This is a genomic window from Achromobacter sp. ACM05 (assembly GCF_019218915.1).
Classification (GTDB): domain Bacteria; phylum Pseudomonadota; class Gammaproteobacteria; order Burkholderiales; family Burkholderiaceae_B; genus Achromobacter; species Achromobacter animicus.
On record NZ_JAHUWQ010000022.1, the window covers coordinates 1 to 278 of the forward strand.

At 54.3% G+C, this 278-nt stretch carries 2 tRNA genes; both read left to right on the forward strand.

What is annotated here, in order from left to right:
• Positions 1-50 precede the first annotated feature (50 nt).
• A tRNA-Ile gene (locus KW836_RS27710) sits at positions 51-127 on the forward strand.
• 24 nt (positions 128-151) lie between these two features.
• Positions 152-227 (forward strand) — tRNA-Ala (locus KW836_RS27715).
• Positions 228-278: the final 51 nt, after the last annotated feature.

The following is a 278-nucleotide window of genomic DNA, read 5'->3' on the forward strand; positions in this document are numbered from 1 at the left end:
GAATCTTCCCTGGGTCTTCAGCTTCCTGACTACTGATCCGAGAAGGTTTTGGGTCTGTAGCTCAGTCGGTTAGAGCACCGTCTTGATAAGGCGGGGGTCGTTGGTTCGAATCCAACCAGACCCACCAAGTATTTCGCGATGCGCGGAATATGGGGGTGTAGCTCAGCTGGGAGAGCGCCTGCTTTGCAAGCAGGATGTCATCGGTTCGATCCCGTTCACCTCCACCATTGATTCTCATTGATCGCCGGTGGCGATGTAGAGGCCAACTCATAGTGTCG